Annotated in this window: 15 protein-coding genes; 6 read left to right on the forward strand and 9 right to left on the reverse strand. The window is 36.4% G+C overall.

The window, feature by feature from the left end; genetic code table 11:
• Position 1: 1 nt before the first annotated feature.
• Positions 2–1324 (reverse strand): Xaa-Pro dipeptidase, encoded by a 1323-nt coding sequence (gene pepQ / locus Q0940_RS02195; protein WP_299263948.1) that lies wholly within the window; start codon positions 1322–1324, stop codon positions 2–4.
• Between the two features lie 160 nt (positions 1325–1484).
• Complete coding sequence (locus Q0940_RS02200; protein ID WP_299263341.1) at positions 1485–3398, reverse strand: transglycosylase SLT domain-containing protein; 1914 nt, start codon at positions 3396–3398, stop codon at positions 1485–1487.
• Positions 3399–3690: 292 nt separating this feature from the next.
• On the opposite strand from Q0940_RS02200, the gene fadB reads away from it, so the two are divergent.
• From fadB to tusA, 3 genes are all read left to right on the forward strand, one after another.
• Complete coding sequence (fadB, locus tag Q0940_RS02205; RefSeq protein ID WP_299263343.1) at positions 3691–5844, forward strand: fatty acid oxidation complex subunit alpha FadB; 2154 nt, start codon at positions 3691–3693, stop codon at positions 5842–5844.
• Positions 5845–5857: 13 nt separating this feature from the next.
• Positions 5858–7021: an acetyl-CoA C-acyltransferase FadA gene (gene fadA / locus Q0940_RS02210; protein ID WP_299263345.1), complete on the forward strand. Its 1164-nt coding sequence runs from the start codon at positions 5858–5860 to the stop codon at positions 7019–7021.
• 130 nt (positions 7022–7151) lie between these two features.
• The gene (gene tusA, locus Q0940_RS02215) at positions 7152–7403 is read left to right on the forward strand and encodes a sulfurtransferase TusA (RefSeq protein ID WP_299263347.1); all 252 of its coding nucleotides are present in this window, start codon (positions 7152–7154) and stop codon (positions 7401–7403) included.
• A gap of 30 nt (positions 7404–7433) precedes the next feature.
• Here tusA and Q0940_RS02220 read toward each other — a convergent pair whose 3' ends face one another.
• The 7 genes from Q0940_RS02220 to dnaA all read right to left on the reverse strand — a co-directional run bounded on the left by Q0940_RS02220 (position 7434) and on the right by dnaA (position 17280).
• Positions 7434–7889, reverse strand: a complete 456-nt coding sequence (locus Q0940_RS02220) for a hypothetical protein (protein WP_299263349.1) — start codon at positions 7887–7889, stop codon at positions 7434–7436.
• A 153-nt stretch (positions 7890–8042) separates the two neighbouring features.
• On the reverse strand, positions 8043–10106 hold the full coding sequence (glyS, locus tag Q0940_RS02225; protein WP_299263351.1) for a glycine--tRNA ligase subunit beta: 2064 nt from the start codon (positions 10104–10106) through the stop codon (positions 8043–8045).
• A 2-nt stretch (positions 10107–10108) separates the two neighbouring features.
• Positions 10109–11026: a glycine--tRNA ligase subunit alpha gene (gene glyQ / locus Q0940_RS02230; RefSeq protein ID WP_299263353.1), complete on the reverse strand. Its 918-nt coding sequence runs from the start codon at positions 11024–11026 to the stop codon at positions 10109–10111.
• Positions 11027–11170: 144 nt separating this feature from the next.
• Positions 11171–13621, reverse strand: a complete 2451-nt coding sequence (gyrB, locus tag Q0940_RS02235; RefSeq protein ID WP_299263355.1) for a DNA topoisomerase (ATP-hydrolyzing) subunit B — start codon at positions 13619–13621, stop codon at positions 11171–11173.
• On the reverse strand, positions 13612–14739 hold the full coding sequence (recF, locus tag Q0940_RS02240) for a DNA replication and repair protein RecF (protein WP_299263357.1): 1128 nt from the start codon (positions 14737–14739) through the stop codon (positions 13612–13614). Before recF ends, gyrB begins: the two co-directional genes overlap by 10 nt.
• A 32-nt stretch (positions 14740–14771) precedes the next feature.
• Positions 14772–15875 (reverse strand): DNA polymerase III subunit beta, encoded by a 1104-nt coding sequence (gene dnaN, locus Q0940_RS02245; protein WP_299263360.1) that lies wholly within the window; start codon positions 15873–15875, stop codon positions 14772–14774.
• Positions 15876–15888: 13 nt separating this feature from the next.
• Entirely contained in the window at positions 15889–17280 is a 1392-nt protein-coding gene (gene dnaA, locus Q0940_RS02250; RefSeq protein ID WP_299263363.1) for a chromosomal replication initiator protein DnaA, read from the reverse strand.
• Between the two features lie 418 nt (positions 17281–17698).
• Here dnaA and rpmH point away from each other — a divergent pair, with 418 nt between their 5' ends.
• The 3 genes from rpmH to yidD are packed head-to-tail and all read left to right on the forward strand — an operon-like array spanning position 17699 to position 18425.
• Positions 17699–17833: a 50S ribosomal protein L34 gene (gene rpmH / locus Q0940_RS02255; protein ID WP_105051306.1), complete on the forward strand. Its 135-nt coding sequence runs from the start codon at positions 17699–17701 to the stop codon at positions 17831–17833.
• A 2-nt stretch (positions 17834–17835) separates the two neighbouring features.
• Positions 17836–18204 carry a ribonuclease P protein component gene (gene rnpA, locus Q0940_RS02260; RefSeq protein ID WP_105051305.1) on the forward strand — a complete coding sequence of 123 codons (369 nt, stop codon included), beginning with the start codon at positions 17836–17838 and terminating at the stop codon, positions 18202–18204.
• Positions 18159–18425: a membrane protein insertion efficiency factor YidD gene (gene yidD, locus Q0940_RS02265; RefSeq protein ID WP_299263374.1), complete on the forward strand. Its 267-nt coding sequence runs from the start codon at positions 18159–18161 to the stop codon at positions 18423–18425. Before rnpA ends, yidD begins: the two co-directional genes overlap by 46 nt.
• Positions 18426–18429: the final 4 nt, after the last annotated feature.

Genomic DNA, 18429 nt, shown 5'->3' on the forward strand with positions numbered 1-18429 from the left:
CTTATTTTAGGTCTAAGTCACGCGTCATGTTTTCATTACGTTCAGTGTGAACAATAATGTTGTCTTCAATACGAATGCCACCAAATGGTTTAAATTCAGCAACTTTATCCCAATTCACCATATTCTCTAATTTAGTGCCTTTTAAATCAGCTAATAAAGAATCAATAAAATATAAACCAGGTTCAATTGTAAATACCATATCCGCTTCAATTTGACGTGTAGTTCTTAAAAATGGGTGCTCTTTTGGTGACGCTATATGCGTACCTCTAGCATCTGCCATAAAACCACCTACATCATGTACCTGTAGGCCTAATTGATGACCTAGACCGTGTGGGAAGAATGTACGTACTAAACCAGCTTCTAAAGCTTGCTGAGCTGGCACTTTAATAATATTAAACTGCTCTAGCGCATTTGCAATTAACTCGTGTGTTTGAATATGTAAATCCACATAAGAACCATTTGGTTTTAATGCTTTGCCCATATCAGTTGCAATTTGATCAACAGAAGAGATTAACTCAGCAAATTCATTTGTCTTATCAAATGAGTATGTTCGGGTGATATCCGCAGCATAGCCATTAAATGAAGCTCCCGCGTCAATTAAGAAGCTTTTTGGTGACAATGGTTTACTACGCAAAAAATGAGTGTAATGCAGTATTGATGCATTTTCATTTAACGCAACAATATTACCATAAGGTGTTTCTGATTCTAAATGCTGACACGCATCTAAATAAGCCATTTGAATACCTAATTCAGATTCACCTGCATAAAAAGCATTTGCCGCTGCCTTATGACCCAAAACAGCTAAACGATTCGCTTCACGCAAACAATGTTTTTCATAATCAGATTTATACGCTCTTTGGTAATGGAAGTAGTTAACTAAGCTATCAGGGTTTATATGACCAAAGCTCAGTGCTTGAGCAACATCTACATTTTGCCCCACATAAGCAATGTTAGAGCGGTCATAAGGTAATAGCTGACCAACATCAGATGGATTTTTTAAATAAACGATTTCAACTTCGTCTGCCCAATAATCTGTTGGTTCATCAGGTACTTTATGCCAAAAATCGACTGGACGATAAAATATTAATTTAGGTTTTGTTTGTCCATCAACTACTAACCAACAATGTGGATTATCCACAACCGGTAACCAAGCTTTAAAATGAGGATTAACTTTAAATGGGTAATCCATATCATCTAAAAACTGACGAATAGGTTGACCGCTATGAATTACAAGTGCATCTACACGTTCGTTCGTAAGTGCTTCTAACGTTAATTTTTGTAGACGAGCGACATGCTCAGGAAAAGTAGCTGATAAAGAAGAAATTAAAGACATAATTGCGGCTCCGTATTTTTATAAGGAGTTTAGCATCTAAAGCCTTTTAGAATAAACAAGTTAGCGTTAAATGATATAAATAACAGCAGAACCATTTAACAAACGCTTAACAAGCCCGTTCAATTAACAAATTAACCAACAACATTTTCATTTATAGTGTTGGTTTAATTAACGTGCCTTGCATAGATGCAAATACATTATCTTGGCGTTTCAATAACTGTTGGTACACCTCGGTATAAGCCATAACCGCTTTCACGTAGTTTCTTGTTTCTTTGTATGGAATTGTTTCTATCCAAGCATCCGCCGGCATATTTTTATTTGGTAACCAACTTACTACTCGTGAAAAACCAGCGTTATATGCAGCGGTTGCCACTATCGGGTTACCTTTACTCTTTTTCATTAAGTAAGATAAGTAGTTAGTGGCTAACTTTACATTTTTTTCAGGTTTAAATAACTGAGATTTTATAACATTAGATTTAGCTACATAGCTTGCGGTACTTGGTTTTAATTGCATTAAACCCGCTGCACCTGCAGATGAGTATGCATCACGCATAAACGAACTTTCTCGTCTGGCAATTGCAAATACAAAAGCAGGATCAACAACATTCTTTTCTGCGTTAGTAGAGAGCAAACTTTTATATGCTAAAGGAAAACGTAAATTTACATCATTTAAGTAACCAACAGCAGCCAAGGTAAAAATAGGTCTGTCGTACCAACCCCAATTATAAGCTAATTGAGCTGCTGCTAATTTTTCTCTAGTTGTTGAGTTTTTGACTAATAAGTTCCACTCTCTTCTGGCGTCATTTAACCTGTTTAATTTGAATAACTCAAATGCCCGCTGCATCACTTCTGAGCGACCAATATTAAGAAACTCATGTTCACTAATATTAAGTGGTTCATGACGAAGATTAGCTTCTATTCCCATTTTGTTAGCCGATAAAAAACCATAATAATCTCGGCGCTCCGACAATTCTGAGAAGGCTTGTTTTGGCCATATTTTGTTTCCTAACTGCTCTAATGCTCTTGCTTTCCAATACACAACCGACTCGTCAGCTTGCATTTTATCTGGCAACGACGACAATATATTTACCGTATCTTGCCAATCACCACTTTCCAAACTATAAGCTAAACGCCATTGTTTTACGGATTCATCAACAAGTTCGTCTGGCACTTTTGACAACCATTCTAAAGTGGAATCATGAGCGCTTACGGCATAAGCCAAAGCAATACGTTTGGATAAAAACTCGGTTTCCTTAGTGCTAACGTTAAACTTTGGTGATAACTCCGTCCATATTCTGTCTACTCTTTCAGGAGATCTAAATACCATTTTATTAAGCGCATATAACAAGATGTCTTTTTCTTTGTCGTTATGTAGAAAAAAGAAGTTTTTCTTTCCAACATTAGCAGGTGTTCTTACTGCAGATTTCCACAAGCTTGCAAGATGAGTATCTGATGCGGCCAAGTGTGATTTTAAATAAGGTATTAATGCATTGTTCTTTTCCTTAACCGATAAAATCAAACGCTCTAATGCTTTCTCTGTTGTAAAGTAGCCACCTTCTTCCCACTTTTTAAATAAGTAATTACATTCTTTTGGTTGAGATATTGGCGCCATCCAAATAGCATCTATTTGAGGAATAATGTTACTAAGTGCTGCACCTGTCTGGAGTTGCCAGGTTAAATTTAAACAATTTAATCGTGTATCGCCTACATCAACATACTGCTCTAAAAAAGCAGGTCGTAATTGTTTATCGGCTAAATAATTTAACCATTTTTTCTGTAATCTATGGATAAATGGAGCTTCTGGATATCGTGAGATAAGTGCGGTAATACGACGTTTGTTTGACAACGACATATTGCGAGCAAGATAAATTGATTCAGCATACGGCGCTAAAGGATAATCTTTAATTTCAGGAGCAAGCTTTAAATATGACGATTTAGTACCATATCTAGCTTCATGTTCTACTTTTAAGTATAACTCTCTAATATCTTCAATATCTTGTCCATAGCTAGAGAAAGCAACAAGGCTAGTACACAATATAAGAATTTTATTTAACACATTTACCATTTAATACACATTACCTTTGAAATAATGATCAGCTAGAAGAAATAGATATAAAAATTAAGTACACCAATAGAGTGTAGTTAACTAATCTTAAGGTAAGTTCCGGATTTAGCAATAATAAAAATTACTAATGAAAATAATTAGCAAACCTTGTACCAAGTAAATTTTTACTTACAGTGAAATTCAAACAGTCGTTTAAAAACATTGCTTTTTTTGTGAAGTCGAGTAACACTCTACCAACTAATTAGACCAGTTGTATTTGGCCTCTGTATTAATACTAAGCTAGGAGATAAATATGTTGTTTAAAGGTGACACCCTTTCCGTAGACCTACAAAGTGATGGCATTGCCCATTTTACTTTTGACGCACCAGGTTCAGTTAATAAGTTTGACCAACAAACTATTAAAGAATGTAAGTTAGCAACCGATGCAATCAACAAAAGCACTGATGTTAAAGGTGTTTTATTTCGTTCTGCAAAATCTACATTTATTGTTGGTGCAGATATCACTGAGTTTCTTGGCTTTTTTAAAAATGAAGAGTCTGAATTAACTAAGTGGATTAAAAGCAGTACTGACATGTTTGATGGTATTGAAGATATTAAAGTACCAACTATTACTGCTATATCTGGATTTGCACTTGGTGGTGGTTTTGAACTTTGCCTAGCAACTGATATGCGTGTTGCTGATGAAACTGCACAAGTTGGCCTACCAGAAAACAATCTAGGTCTTATTCCTGGTTTTGGTGGCACAGTTCGTTTATCACGAATTATTGGTCCTGATAACGCATTAGAGTGGATCACAAGTGCTCGACCACAAAAACCTAAAAAAGCAATTGCCGATGGCGCAGTTGATGCTGTTACTAAAAGCGATAAATTAATTGATGTTGCAACTGCAATGTTAACAGATGCTATTAACGGTAAATTAGATTGGCAATCACGTCGCCAACAGAAACTAATGCCTATTGATTACAGCGCAACTGAACTAGAAAACGGCTCAATCGTTGCAAAAACTATGGTTATGGCGAAAGCTGGTAAACATTACCCTGCACCAATAGCAGCGGTAGAATCAGTATACTCTGGCGCATTGTTGCCAAGAGCAGAAGCCATGTTAATCGAAAATCGTTTATTCGCTTCTCTAGCTAAAACTGATACAGCAACCGCTATGATTGGCACATTCTTAAATGACCAATATGTAAAAGGTATTGCTAAGAAAGCAGCTAAAGGCGCTAGCATCACTGTAAAACAAGCAGCTGTACTAGGTGCTGGGATTATGGGAGGTGGTATCGCTTATCAATCTGCATCTAAAGGTACACCAATTGTAATGAAAGATATTAATCAAGCAGCGCTTGATTTAGGACTTTCAGAAGCATCTAAAATTCTTAACAAGAAACTAGCTAAAGGCCGTATCGATGGCAAAGCGTTTGCAAAAACCTTAACTAACATTACACCATCTCTTAGTTACGACTCTTTAAAAGACACCAACTTTGTTATTGAAGCTGTTGTTGAAAATCCAAAAGTTAAAGCGGCTGTATTAGCTGAAACAGAACAACATGTTTCTGCGGACACAATTTTGACTTCAAATACATCAACCATCTCTATTAACATGTTGGCTAAAAGTCTTACTCGTCCAGAGAACTTCTGTGGCATGCACTTCTTTAATCCAGTGCCATTGATGCCATTAGTAGAGATTATTCGTGGTGAAAAAACCTCAGATGAAACTATTGCAGCCACTGTTGCTTACGCCTCAAAAATGGGTAAAACACCAATTGTTGTTAATGACTGCCCAGGTTTCTTTGTTAACCGTGTATTGTTCCCTTACTTTGCTGGATTCAGCTTATTGCTAAATGACGGTGCTGACTTTACTAAAGTCGATAAAGTGATGGAACGTGACTTTGGTTGGCCTATGGGTCCAGCTTTCTTACTAGACGTTGTCGGAATAGATACTGCTGATCATTGTACAGATGTAATGTCAGACGGTTTCCCAACTCGTATGCCAAAACTAGCTAAAGACCCAGTGACTACGCTATATAGCAATAAGATGTTCGGTCAAAAGAATGGTAAAGGTTTCTACACTCACAGCCTAGACAAACGTGGTCGTCCAGCTAAAACCGTAGAAGAGTCAACCGTTGCTTTACTTGCTGATATAGCCCCTGCAAATAAAGAGTTCGACAAAGCTGAAACCATTAACCGTTTAATGATACCTATGATCAACGAAACCATTCGTTGTTTAGAAGAAGGTATTGTTGCATCACCAGCTGAAGCAGATATGGCTTTATTATACGGCGTAGGTTTCCCTCCTTTCAGAGGTGGCATTTTCCGTTACGTTGATACCGTTGGTTTAGCTGAATTTGTAGCACAAGCTGATAAATACGCTCACTTAGGTGAGATTTATCAAGTAACTGATAAAACACGTGAAATGGCCAAAAATGGTCAATCTTTTTATACAGCCTAGTAGGAGCTAAAAAATGAAAAATGTAGTTATTGTAGATTGCGTTCGCACCGCTATGGCAAAAGTACGTGGTGGTATGTTTACTCATGTTAGAGCAGAAGATTTATCCGCTGCTGTAATGAAATCGTTATTAGCACGTAACCCACAAGTTAATGCATCTGAATTAGATGACGTTATTTGGGGTTGTGTAATGCAAACACTTGAGCAAGGTTTTAATGTTGGCCGCCAAGCTGCTTTATTAGCTGGTATTCCAACGTCAGTTCCTGCGGTTACGGTTAACCGTTTATGTGGTTCATCTATGCAAGCTTTGCATGATGCAGCAGCTAAAATCATGTCTAACCAAGGTGATATGTTTATTATTGGTGGTGTTGAGCATATGGAACACGTTCCTATGACTCACGGCTTAGACTTCCACCCAGCGTTAAACTTATCAACTGCACAAGCAGCTGGTTCTATGGGTTTAACTGCTGAAGCGTTAGCACGTAAATATAATATTAGCAGACAAATGCAAGACGAATTCGGAGCACGTTCTCACCAACTTGCATACGAAGCGAGCATAAAAGGTCACTTTGCTAATGAAATCATTCCTGTTGAAGGCCATGATGTTAACGGTGCGTTAACTATGTGTGATTACGATGAAGTAATTCGTCCAGAGTCAACTGTAGAGTCATTATCTAAATTACGTCCAGTATTCAATCCTGTTAACGGTACTGTAACTGCAGCAACGTCTTCAGCTCTATCTAACGGAGCCTCTGGCATGTTAGTCATGAGTGAAGAAAAAGCGAAAGCATTAGGGTTAACTATTAGAGCTAGAGTTAGATCTATGGGTGTTTCTGGTTGTGAGCCTTCAACTATGGGTTGGGGTCCAGTTCCAGCAACTGGTATTGCACTTAAACGTGCTGGTTTAGCAATAACTGATATTCAACAGTTTGAATTAAACGAAGCGTTTGCAGCTCAAGCACTTTCAGTTATTCAAGGTTTAGGTATTGAAGACCGTATGGATTCTATTAATCCTACCGGTGGCGCTATTGCACTAGGACACCCTTTAGGTTGTTCAGGTTCAAGAATATCCACAACCCTTATCAATAACATGGAAAGAAACGATACTGAAATTGGTTTAGCCACTATGTGTATTGGTTTTGGTCAAGGTATTGCTACTATATTTGAAAGAGTGAACTAATCTCACTTTAGTTTTCTGTTAGTGAATATTCGCTAACAGTATCTACTAACAATAAAAAAGGTGTTTTAGTCCTCGACTTAAACACCTTTTTTTATCAAAATTACACAATGAATACTTTCGGTTATATGTAATGAACTCAAGTCCAGAAACAATACAGTCAGATGAAGTCTTAGACGCATTAACATTACGCTGCCCTGAGCCTGTAATGATGATAAGAAAAACAGTAAGAAATATGGAAGCGGGTCAAACATTACTAATAAAAGCTGACGACCCCGCAACGGTAAGAGACATACCGTCGTTCTGTCGTTTTATGGGACATGAATTAGTTGAGCAGTTTATTGATAGTAAACCGTTTTACTATTTAATTAAGAAAGGGAGTTAGTGGTTAGTTATTACTCACTTTTAAACTCTATCAATCTACTTTACTTACCATTACATGAGTTGGTATTTGAACCTTTCCTTGAGTCATTTTGAGCGTAAATGTATAAACCTGTGTTTTATTAGGCTTTAATGAAAATGGTTTTTGAATTGGTGTTGTATTTAATTTTTCAAAATCATAAGTGCATTCTAACTCCAACCACTTATCTAACTTAATGATCCTATCTGCATTATTTTTATAGCCACAGTTTCTGTATTTAGACCAGGTTTTATCCGCTATTTTAATATGATAAGCGTTACCATCAGCTTGAATTTTGGTTTTAATTATTTTGTTAGTAGAGTCTTTTATCGGTGAAAACTTAAATTCAGGTTTAGCTTCCCACCAAGTAAACTCAGAGCGTAAATACATATCCGAAGCGTTATCCTGTTGGAATATACTTTTACAGCTGCTTAATAAGATAACAGATGCTAAAACCACTAATATTTTCATAAAAATCACTCCACTAATTCATTAAATACTTAAATCAAATTGACATTGTTTGTACAGAATATTGTCAGTATAAATAACCAAATATATTCTATGCATAAAAAAAGCCAGCTAAACTGGCTTTTTAAATTAGAATGTCACTTTATTACGTTAAATCTATAAAACCGAAATATCCGCAGTAAACATAAATAAACGCTGTAACTCACCTAATATTGCTAAACGATTATTTTTAACAGCACTATCGTCAGCCATAACCATAACATCATCAAAAAACGCATCTATTACATCACGTAAGTCAGCAAGTTGATTTAAACCTGACTGATAATCACCAGCATCAAAGCTTGTATTAACAGAACCAGAAATAGAGTTTAGTTTATTAACTAAGTTAATTTCTGCAGGGTCAGTTAACAATGTAGCATCAATTGCAACAAATTCACTTTGGCCATTTTTGCTTAGTATATTATTAACACGCTTGTTTGCAGCAGCAAGTGCAACAGCAGTATCAAGTTTGGCAAAGTTAACTACCGCTTTTAAGCGACGTTCAAAGTCCAGTGCAGAAGTAGGACGCTTAACTTCTACCGCTCTTATCATTTCAACTTTGATGTTTTGCTCTTGATAATGCGCTCTAAAACGTCCCAACATAAAGTCGATAACGTCTTCTATTACTTTATCATTCGACAGTTTGTCGCCAAATAGACCAGCAGCGAATTCAGCAACTTGTTGGAAATCAATTGGTAATTCTTTTTCTATTAAGATACGAATAATACCAATTGCAGCACGTCTTAACGCAAACGGGTCTTTATCCCCTTTAGGATGTTGACCAATACCAAAGATACCAACTAGGCTATCAAACTTATCAGCAAGCGCTACAGAACAAGCTTCTAACGATGTTGGTAACTCATCTCCAGCAAATTTCGGCATATATTGTTGATATAAAGCATCCGCTACTTTTACATCTTCACCGTCATTTAATGCATAATATTTACCCATCACACCTTGGATGTCTGTAAATTCCATAACAACTTCAGTCATTAAGTCGGTTTTAGATAACAAACCTGCACGTTCTGACAAAGTAACGTCAGCATTAATTTGACTGGCAATATGCCCTGCTAATTTAGCAATTCGTTCAGATTTGTCTTTTAACGTACCTAACTGTTTTTGGAATAAAACAGTGTCTAGGCTTGCTAATCTAGATTCCAACGTATGCTTTTTATCTGTGTTATAGAAAAACTCAGCGTCGGCTAATCTAGGTCTTACTACTTTTTCATTACCCGATATAACTTGCTGCGGATCTTTACTTTCAATATTAGTGATAAAGATAAACTTAGGTAGTAACTTTCCGCTATCGTCTAGTAAAGGAAAGTACTTTTGGTCATCTTTCATTGTATAGATAAGTGCTTCTGGTGGTACATCTAAGAAGCGTTCTTCAAAAGTACCAACTAGAGCAACAGGCCATTCAACTAAAGAAGTAACTTCATCAAGCAAATCGTTATCTTCAATTGTCTTAGCATTGTTCTCTTTACAAATAACAGCCATTTGTTGGCTTATTGTTTGTTGTCTTTTGTTGAAATCAACCATTACATAAGCAGCGTTCAACTCTTCTTGATAATTATCAGCATGAGTAATTGTTACTAAGTCTTTATGATGGAATCTATGCCCCTGTGATTGATCACCAGAGGTTAAACCAAGAACTTTAACTGGTAACACTTTATCGCCATATAATGCGATTAACGTGTGTACAGGGCGAATAAATTCTTCTTTTCCTGTTCCCCAACGCATTGGCTTACTAATAGGTAATTGTTTTAGTGCTTGAACAATAAAACCTTCTACTAATTCGCTAATGTTCTTTCCTGCTACCGTAGCAACATGAAGTAACCACTCACCTTTATCGGTTTTAACGCGAGTCGCTTCTGTAACATCAATCCCACAGCCACGAGCCCAACCTTGAGCAGCTTTAGTTGCATTACCATCAGCATCAAATGCCGAAGATACTGCCGGACCACGTTTCTCAACTTGCTTATCCGCTTGTTGTTCATCTAAGTTATGTATTTTTAGCGCGAGTCTTCTAGGAGCTGCAAACCATTCAATAGAATCAAACTGTAAGTTTGCACTATTAAGTTGTGCTTCAAAATTTTCACAAAAAGAAACGGCTAATTTTTTTAGCGACTTTGGCGGTAACTCTTCTGTACCAAGCTCGATTAATAAATTTTGTTTAATCATTTTTATGCCTTATCAGAAGAATTAGTTTTACAAAGTGGGAAGCCTAATTTCTCTCTAGCATCGTAATAAGCTTGCGCACATGCTTTTGATAACGAACGCACACGTAGAATATAACGTTGACGTTCTGTTACTGAAATTGCATGGCGCGCATCTAACATATTAAATGCATGAGATGCTTTCATTACTTGCTCGTAGGCTGGTAATGGTAAATTTGCTTCAATCAGTTTTTGGCTTTCTTTTTCTGCTTCATCAAACTCAGTAAATAAAGCATCAACTTCAGCATACTCAAAGTTATAGGTAGATTGCTCAACTTCATTTTGATGGAAAACATCACCATAGGTAACTTTACCCATAGGACCGTCAGTCCAAACTAAGTCGTAAATACTATCTACACCTTGCAAATACATAGCTAAACGTTCAAGACCATAAGTGATCTCACCTGTTACTGGAGTACACTCTAAGCCACCAACTTGTTGAAAGTAAGTAAACTGTGTTACTTCCATACCGTTAAGCCAAACTTCCCAACCTAAACCCCATGCGCCCAAGGTAGGAGATTCCCAGTTATCTTCAACAAAACGTATATCATTAACCAATGTATCCAAGCCTAGCTCTTCTAGAGAGCCTAAATAAAGCTCCTGAATATTCTTAGGTGATGGTTTTAACATTACTTGGAATTGATAATAATGTTGTAGACGATTTGGGTTTTCACCATAACGGCCATCAGTAGGACGACGACATGGTTGCACATAAGCACTGCTCATAGGCTCAGGACCTAACGAACGTAAGAATGTCATTGGATGGAATGTACCAGCACCAACTTGCATATCTAGTGGTTGAATGATGACACAGCCTTGTCTAGCCCAATAATCTTGCAATGCTAAGATCAGGCCTTGAAATGTTTTTGTATTATATTTGCTCATAACTCTGTTCTATTGAACCTTATAAGTTAATCTATTTATTAAATTTCGTAGTTGTCAAACATGTAATTATCAAAATGCCATGCTTAAACGTAATAAAGCCTAGCAGCGATAACTGATAGGCTTTCTGTATTACTAACTATTAAATTATACGTCTAAGTTAGCAACTTTCAGTGCATTTTTCTCAATGAATTCACGACGAGGTTCAACGTGATCACCCATTAAGGTAGTGAATAATTGATCACATGCTATCGCATCTTCAATTTTCACTTGCAACATACGGCGCTGTTCTGGATCCATTGTAGTTTCCCACAATTGCTCAGGGTTCATTTCACCCAATCCTTTATAGCGTTGGATGTATAAACCACGTTTTGATTCTTTCATTAACCATTCAACCGCTTCGGCAAAATGTTCAATTGGGAAACGTTTTTCCCCACGGCTTACATAGGCTCCTTCTTCAAGAAGATCCATATTAATATTAGCTATCTCGATAATATTTTTATATTCAGTTGAATCAATAAAGTCTTTAGTAAACGTATAATCACGGTCTACACCATGCTGTCTAACTCTAATTTTAGGTAACGTTAGTTTACGCTCTTCATCAAAAACAGTTAATGGCGTGTAATTTACACCTTCAGTTTCTTTATCATTTAAATATTTAGTAAAGCTTTCAATCCAATTAACAACGTTTGTTTCGTTGTCCAACTGTGATGATAGTAACGATTTTTGGAACATTAACCCTGACAATATTTTAGGATTAATTTTCTTAGATAAACGGTTAAGGCTAGATTCTGCTAAGTGGAACTGTCTTAATAACTTCTCTAGTTCAAGGCCATGTACAGCTGGCGCTTCTAAGCTTAAATGTAGGGTACTACCTTCAAGTGCTAATGTGGTTAAGTATTCAGTTAATACTTCATCATCTTTAATATAACGTTCTTGTTTACCTTTCTTAACTTTATATAACGGTGGTTGTGCAATATAAATATAACCACGTTCTACAAGCTCAGGCATTTGACGGTAAAAGAAAGTTAACAACAATGTACGAATATGTGATCCATCCACATCGGCATCGGTCATGATAATAATATTATGATAACGTAGTTTATCTGGATCGTATTCTTCACGTCCAATACCACAACCTAATGCTGTGATTAACGTACCTACTTCCTGAGAAGATATCATTTTATCAAAACGTGCTTTTTCAACATTCAAGATCTTACCTTTAAGAGGTAAGATTGCTTGATTTTTCCGATTTCGTCCCTGCTTGGCTGAACCGCCAGCAGAGTCTCCTTCCACTATGTATAGTTCTGATTTACCAGGATCTTTTTCTTGGCAATCTGCAAGCTTACCTGGCAAGCCTGCAATATCTAATACACTTTTACGTCTAGTCATTTCACGCGCTTTACGAGCCGCCTCACGCGCTCTAGCAGCGTCTATTATCTTCATTACTATTGACTTAGCAACAACAGGATTTTCAATAAGATAATCTTGTAATTTTTCACCCATTGCTTGTTCTACTGCACTTTTAACTTCAGAAGAAACTAACTTGTCTTTCGTTTGCGATGAAAACTTAGGATCTGGTACTTTTACAGAAACAACAGCCGTTAAACCTTCACGAGCATCATCACCGCTGGCTGAAACTTCTAATGCGCCTTTACTCTTACCTTTGCCTTTATTTAGGCCTTCAGAGGTTATGTAACTATTAAGTGTACGAGTCAAAGCACCTCTAAAACCGCTTAAGTGGGTACCACCATCGCGTTGAGGTATATTATTCGTAAAACAAAGAATGTTTTCTTGGAATGAATCATTCCACTGCATGGCAACTTCAACAATAATGCCATCGTCTTTTTCTAGATTAAAGTAGAAGATTTCTTGGTTTACTGGAGTTTTGTTGGTATTCAAATAATCAACAAACGCCTTGATGCCACCATCAAAATAAAAGTGTTCACTTTTATCTTCTTCACGCTCATCAATAATACGAATAGATACGCCAGAGTTTAAGAAAGATAATTCTCTAATTCTCTTAACCAAAATATCAAAATGGAATAATACGTTTGAGAATGTAGTTGGGCTTGGCCAAAAACGTACTTCTGTACCATTTTCAGTAGCATCACCAATAACAGCCAACGGCGCAACTGGTTCACCCAATTTATATTCTTGTTCGTACAACTTACCATTACGGCGAATATTAAGAAGTAATTTATCACTTAATGCATTTACAACAGATATACCAACACCGTGCAAACCACCAGAAACTTTATAACCTGAATCTTCACCACCAAATTTACCACCGGCGTGTAATACAGTCATAATAACTTCTGCTGCTGAAACACCTTCTTCAGGATGAATTTCAGTAGGTATACCACGTCCATTATCTCGAACAGATACAGAGCCATCTAAGTGAATTTTTACCACGATTTCACTACAATGACCTGCTAATGCTTCATCTATAGAGTTATCAAGTACTTCGAAAACCATATGGTGTAAACCTGAACCATCGTCAGTATCACCAATGTACATTCCCGGGCGTTTACGAACTGCATCAAGGCCTTTTAAAACTTTGATACTAGCCGAATCATAATCATTTTCTACGGACATAGCTGCTCCATACTCTCTTGTCTGACGGTGCCATGTTCCACGTGGAACACGTTGACAGAATCTGTGTAATTCATAAATTCCATTGCAATATTATTCTCTATCCCTGTAACGAAAATTTGAGCTTGGGAATGCAAAAGCATTTCCAGCATCGTTTGTCTTGTTTGTTGATCTACCTCTGATGGTAAATCGTCAACCAACAACAAAATATTTTTTTTAGTTGTTTGTTTTATTATATTAACCATAGCAACAACTAATAAATAGAAAAGCATTTTTGCCTGTCCTCTAGAAAGACGACTAGACATATCTTCTCCATCTTTTAAAAATAAATAATCAGCTCGATTAGGACCAAAACCCACTTGCTTATATCGAATGTCTTTTTCGATTTGCTTTAATAGCATCTCATCGGAGACTTCTTGTTCAAGCGCTTTCTTTTTGTAACGCACCACTAAATTTTTCAACAAGTCGGTTCGTTCGTTACTTTCAAGTTCCAATGCTAATCCACTGATTGCTTTCGAAAAATGTTTATCTAAAAACAACTCTCGAAAATCATCAATCTTCTGTGCTAAATCAACCAACCCTCTATACCAAAAAAGCAATTCTCTTTGGTTTACACCTCCACGCCTTAGCAATGCATTGGTTTGTTTTAATGTTTTATTATAAGCAATCCAGTCATTTTGAAATTCATGTTCCACGTGGAACAAACCAAAATCAAAAAAGCTTCTTCTTGCTTTAGGTGAGCTCCAAAAAACATCAAAACTCTCTGGTGTAATAAGCTGAGTAGGGAATAAAATAGAAGCTTGAGATAGTTTAGTCACTACTTCACCATCTAATTTAAGTTTAGATGTTCCATTACCTTCTAAACCAATTCCTAACTTATGGGTTTTAGATTGTTGCTCTAAATCAGCACTTACCGCTAATAAAGAACAACCATCTTTTAACAACTCACCCTTTTTACTTGTTCTAAACGATTTTGCTCGACTTAGGAAAAACAAAGATTCTAATATACTTGTTTTTCCGCTGCCGTTTTTACCGTAAAAAACATTAACCCTTTTATCGGTAGTGATACTTGCCGTTTCTATATTCCGAAAGCCAAATATCTTCAATTGGGATATCAACATTTATAGATATTAACCAAATATAAACTAGCCAACTAAAGTTTCATCGGCATAACAACGTATAAACTAGATCCGTCATCATAGCCTTCAATTAGCGCACTGCTGTTTGAGTCCGCTAACATAATTTTAACTGTATCGGTTTTAATGTTGTTTAATACATCAATCATATAAGAAACGTTAAAACCTATTTCTAATGAATCACCAGTGTAATCAACAACAGCAGATTCTTCCGCTTGTTCTTGCTCTGGGTTATTAGCAGAAACTAATAATTCTCCGTTAGATAGATTTAAACGAACACCTTTGAATTTCTCATTAGATAAAATAGACACGCGCTGGAATACTTCTTTCAACATAGACTTATCGGCAACAATTGTTTTATCGCCACCTTGTGGAAGTACTCTGCGATAATCAGGAAAACGTCCATCCACTAATTTAGTTGTAAATATAAAATTTTGCTCTTCTATTCGAATATGATTACTACCAATATGCAACTGGATAACTGCATCATCATCTTCTAATAAGCGTATTATCTCCAGAACAGCCTTACGCGGGACAATTACTTGTCTTTGCTCTGTTAGCCCATTAACGATAGGTTGTTGCGCTAGAGCTAGTCTGTGGCCGTCTGTAGACACAGTTCTAATTAAATTAGGTTCTAATTCAAAAGACATTCCATTTAAGTAATAACGTACGTCTTGATTCGCCATGGAAAAGTGAGTACTTTCAATAAGCGCTCTTAAAGCATGGCGTGTTAATTCAATTTTCTCTGAACTCGACCATTCTTCAAGATTTGGATAATCACTTGCAGGTAAAGTTGAAAGGCTAAATTTACTTTTTCCCGACTTAACAACTGCTGAATGACCGTCTACTTTAAACTCAATCTCTGAGTTATCTGGTAATGAACGACATATATCAAATAACTTCTTGGCCGGTACAGTAATAGCACCTGCTTGAATAACATTTCCTGGTACAGCAGAAGCGATTAACTCTACTTCCATATCTGTTCCAGTAAATTTAACTTCTTCAAGTGAAGTTTCAATTAATACATTCGATAGAATTGGTAACGTATGTTTACGCTCAATAGCACCAGATACTAATGTTAACGGTCTTAATAATGCTTCTTTACTAATAATTATATGCATTTGTCTATTCCCACTACGAAGACAAGATTCTGTTCAGGTTTTGAACATCTTCTTTAATTTCGTGACTTTCTTCTTTTAATTCTTTGATCTTTCTACACGCATGCAGAACGGTTGTATGGTCTCTGCCACCAAATGCATCACCTATTTCTGGCAAGCTATGGTTAGTTAATTCTTTTGCTAACGACATAGCAATTTGTCTTGGCCTGGCAACCGAGCGACTTCTGCGCTTAGACAAAATATCAGCCACTCGTATTTTGAAATACTCAGCTACTGTTTTTTGAATATTGTCGATCGTTACCAGTTTATCTTGTAAAGCTAATAAGTCTCTTAACGCGTCTTTTACAAAATCAATTGTAATAGGTCTGCCAGTGAAGTTAGCGTTCGCTATCACCCTATTAAGCGCCCCCTCTAACTCTCTAACATTAGAGCGTAATCTTTTAGCAATAAAAAAGGCAACTTCTTCAGGTATCTTAACCTTACTTTGATGTGCTTTTTTCATTAAGATAGCCACACGAGTTTCTAACTCTGGCGGCTCAATTGGAACATTTAAGCCCCAACCAAATCTGCTTTTTAATCTGTCTTCCACCCCATCGATTTCTTTTGGATATCGATCAGATGTTAAAATTATTTGTTTGTTACCTTCAAGCAATGCATTAAAGGTATGAAAAAACTCTTCTTGTGAACGGTCTTTTTTAGCAAAAAACTGAATATCATCTATTAACAGTGCATCTAACCCACGGTAATAACGCTTAAATTCTTCAATAGCATTATTTTGTAATGCTTTAACCATATCCTGAACAAATCGTTCTGAATGCATATAAACTACTTTGGCATCTTTTTTATTCGCCATAATGCCATTACCAACAGCGTGCAATAAGTGAGTTTTACCTAAACCAGTACCACCATATAAAAACAGTGGATTGTAAGCATTACCTGGATTATCGGCCACTTGCATTGCTGCAGCACGTGCTAATTGGTTACTGTTACCTTCAACAAAGCTATCAAAGGTATAAGATTCATTTATATTTGATTTATGGTTTGTGCGTAAGCTCTGATTATTAATCGGCATGACACGAGATGGAGTATGTGAAGGTGCATTCACAGTGTTATTTGCTGGACTTGGCGTCACCGGCGCTTGATTGCTAGGCGCATTAACTATTTTTGAACCAACATCAAAGTTAACACTAGGAATATTGTCCGCATCACCAAACTGACCTAAAAGCTCAGAAATACGAACCATGTATTTATCTCTAACCCAGTCCAAAACAAATCTATTTGGCGCATACAGAGTAATTAGCTTTTCTGAGCTATGTAACTGCAGTGGTCGTATCCACATATTGAACTGCTGCAAAGTTAATTCTTGCTCGAGAACTTGCAAGCAACTTTGCCAAAGAGATTGATACACTGATTATCCTAATATGATGTACGGTTATAAAATTATAATCGCCGTTAAGCATTTTCTATTATGCCTTAGATTTATCCACAAACTCAACAAAGAATATGAATAAACTTCAATTAAAATATCAGTCCCTATTTTATAGATAGAGAGCTTGTGATATTTGAGTTAAACCCAGTAAATAATAGATTAAATTTTGATTGTCATTTATCAACAAAAAAAAGCTAAAACAGCAAAGTTATGCACAAAATCTATAAAATATTAGTAAAAAATGTGTATATCTTATTAATTTTAGTTTTTTTGAATGATTGTGTTGACTATATTTCCATCTATCTATATTATTCGGCGTCCTTTTTTGGGACCCTGCAGGGGTCGCGACCTGCGGAATATTTACATTAATTAGTTAAACCGATCGGATGGATTTAATATGAAACGTACATTTCAACCTAGCGTTCTTAAACGTAAACGTAGTCACGGTTTTCGTGCTCGTATGGCAACAAAAAACGGCCGTGCTGTCTTAGCTCGTCGTCGTGCTAAAGGACGTGCTCGTCTTTCAGCATAATTGTGAAAAGTAATACTTTTCCAAGGGAGTTACGCCTTGTAACTCCCTCTCAATTTTCCCGCGTTTTTGACCACCCCGTTAAAGCAGTCTCTGATCACATCACTATATTAGCTAAATTTAATGATCTAGAAAATCCACGTATTGGATTAACGATTGCTAAGAAAAAAGAAAAAACAGCAGTTGGTAGAAATAGAATTAAACGAATAATTCGCGATAGCTTTCGTTTAAATCAACATAATTTGCCCAATATTGATATAGTAGTCATCGCCAGAAATCAAATAGGTGAAGCAGACAATAAACATCTGCATAAACAATTGAATAAATTATGGAAAAAAATAACTCTGCGTTGCGAACAATCCTTAAAACAATAATAAGGTTTTACCAAAAGGCGATTAGTCCTTGGTTTCCAGCAAAGTGCCGTTTTTATCCAAGTTGTTCAGAATATGCAATTGATGCAATTAATCACCATGGTTCGATAAAAGGTAGTTGGTTAAGTTTAAAACGTATTTTAAGATGTAACCCATTTAGTAAAGGTGGATTTGATCCAGTACCAAATTCAACTCAATCAAATATAGAAAAAAAAGAGAATTAAGCTC

The sequence above is a fragment of the uncultured Psychrosphaera sp. genome, assembly GCF_947500655.1.
In the GTDB taxonomy this organism is placed as follows: domain Bacteria; phylum Pseudomonadota; class Gammaproteobacteria; order Enterobacterales; family Alteromonadaceae; genus Psychrosphaera.

Coding starts and splice junctions, on each gene's coding strand:
- Q0940_RS02200 (WP_299263341.1), bottom strand. CDS start 3,398: ATGGTAAATGTGTTAAATAAAATTCTTATATTGTGTACTAGCCTTGTT.
- fadB (WP_299263343.1), top strand. CDS start 3,691: ATGTTGTTTAAAGGTGACACCCTTTCCGTAGACCTACAAAGTGATGGC.
- fadA (WP_299263345.1), top strand. CDS start 5,858: ATGAAAAATGTAGTTATTGTAGATTGCGTTCGCACCGCTATGGCAAAA.
- tusA (WP_299263347.1), top strand. CDS start 7,152: ATGAACTCAAGTCCAGAAACAATACAGTCAGATGAAGTCTTAGACGCA.
- Q0940_RS02220 (WP_299263349.1), bottom strand. CDS start 7,889: ATGAAAATATTAGTGGTTTTAGCATCTGTTATCTTATTAAGCAGCTGT.
- glyS (WP_299263351.1), bottom strand. CDS start 10,106: ATGATTAAACAAAATTTATTAATCGAGCTTGGTACAGAAGAGTTACCG.
- glyQ (WP_299263353.1), bottom strand. CDS start 11,026: ATGAGCAAATATAATACAAAAACATTTCAAGGCCTGATCTTAGCATTG.
- gyrB (WP_299263355.1), bottom strand. CDS start 13,621: ATGTCCGTAGAAAATGATTATGATTCGGCTAGTATCAAAGTTTTAAAA.
- recF (WP_299263357.1), bottom strand. CDS start 14,739: ATGTTGATATCCCAATTGAAGATATTTGGCTTTCGGAATATAGAAACG.
- dnaN (WP_299263360.1), bottom strand. CDS start 15,875: ATGCATATAATTATTAGTAAAGAAGCATTATTAAGACCGTTAACATTA.
- rpmH (WP_105051306.1), top strand. CDS start 17,699: ATGAAACGTACATTTCAACCTAGCGTTCTTAAACGTAAACGTAGTCAC.
- yidD (WP_299263374.1), top strand. CDS start 18,159: ATGGAAAAAAATAACTCTGCGTTGCGAACAATCCTTAAAACAATAATA.